Here is a 1,642-nt window from a genome sequence, read left to right on the forward strand (position 1 = left end):
CACTACCTCGCGGCTCTCGATCGCGAACTCGACACCGATCCGACCGACACCGATTCGCCGTTCTGACGAGAAACCAGCACTCGCGCGCGACCACGGCTAGATGATCAGATTTCTACGGTTTCTCGTGATCGCCAACAGGTTGGAAGTAGCGACCGAAGTAGAAAGGTGAGGGATCGTCTTCGGTTCCAAGCACTTGGTCGGCGCCCGGCGAGGTGAAGAGCGTCCAGAAGGATTCCGTGTGCTCGATGCCGAGGGGGACGCGCGACTCCTCCGGACGGTCCTTGAAGGCGTAGGAGAAGGTCTCGATTGGATCGGCGCGCCAGCGGCGCGTATCACCGGTGTAGACACTCCCGATGTAGCCGAAACGTCGGCCGTTCAGCACGCGCTTGGGATAGCGCTTCGCACCATCGCCGTAGGCGTTGACGCTGGGGAACAGACCGCAGGCCCGGGTCCACACGCAGTCATAGCGGGCTTCGATGCGGGTGAAGACGGAGATCTTATCGAACGGGCCGAAGCCGGCGGGAGCGACGTCAGCCTCGATCTCCAGGTTGAGCACGTGGGCCATCTGGCTGACGTCGAAGTCGTCTGCCGCGTTCAGGTCATCAGCGATGGCGCGAACCTGGAAATCGTAGAAGCCGTGGACCTGGACCTTGCGATCCCACAGGTCGATGGCGTGGCCGGCGCTCGCGGCCAGCACGAACCATCCGACCAAGGCTCCGATGAGATGACGGGCTCCCCTCCCCATGCGCAATCCTTGGCCCCCGAGCGCAACGGTTCGCAATTCGCGTTCCAACTCCGCAGCCGCAACGCAGGGTCGTCGAGCGGCACAGCAAGGTAGGGCTGAACCTCGTCCCCAATGACCAGTTCGACCTCTGGGTTGCGCACGAGGCGGTGGTACCAGCCACGGAAGTGGTGGCCGGATTGCACCCAGGTGACCTCGCCATCCTGGAGCACGATCATGCGTGTCTCGTGGACCTCGCCCTCTTCGTCGATCGTGCGCAGGACACCCTCGAGCCCACCGAGCGCAATCTGGCTGACGCCGATAAAGGCGTCGAACGCCAGGGCCAGCCCCACATAGCCAAAGAACACTGCAGCCGTGATCCGGGCGGCCTTCTTCATTCGGGGGAGGCTAATGGAGATGCCACGGCATCGCAGACCCATTCCAGTTGGCTCTGGGGCGGGGATTTCCCCTCAGAGATGGAGCGGCTCGCGCGACCTCTTGATGGAGTTGGGGCGACCGCCAGTCCACCCCAGAGGCCGTTGGGGCGCTCTTGCTCATTCTCTCGAGCCACGTGGTAGGGTCTCTCCAACTCGGAGGAGTGATCTCATGCGCAGTTGCCGCCGATCCCGGTTTCTTCCCATTAGCGCTCCAGCCCGCTCCAAGGGCTCCACCCAGCAACGGCCGGCCCCGCGTCTTCGATGCGCGATCTTGGCCTGCGCCTCGGCGCTTCTCTTCAGCGCAGCAGCCGGGGCTGGGACCGCGACGTTCACTGGGATTGGCGACCTAGTGATATGATTCATAAATAAAGGGCACTATTGGACTATCCACGTTACCCTCGCGGCGAACGGCCAGAGGGGCACGATGCGGGTCGCAGCCGAGATTCACCTCAGCAAGAGCCAGCGGGCGACGCTTCAGCAATGG

2 protein-coding genes are annotated in these 1,642 nt (G+C 63.3%); both read right to left on the minus strand.

Going from position 1 to position 1,642, the window contains the following annotated elements:
* Positions 1-112: 112 nt before the first annotated feature.
* Positions 113-697 carry a hypothetical protein gene (locus GY937_11160; protein MCP5057269.1) on the minus strand — a complete coding sequence of 195 codons (585 nt, stop codon included), beginning with the start codon at positions 695-697 and terminating at the stop codon, positions 113-115.
* The gene (locus GY937_11165) at positions 595-1,119 is read right to left on the minus strand and encodes a nitroreductase family deazaflavin-dependent oxidoreductase (protein MCP5057270.1); all 525 of its coding nucleotides are present in this window, start codon (positions 1,117-1,119) and stop codon (positions 595-597) included. Before GY937_11165 ends, GY937_11160 begins: the two co-directional genes overlap by 103 nt.
* Between the last annotated feature and the right edge of the window lie 523 nt (positions 1,120-1,642).

It is taken from the genome of bacterium (assembly GCA_024228115.1).
Taxonomy (GTDB): Bacteria; Myxococcota_A; UBA9160; order UBA9160; family UBA6930.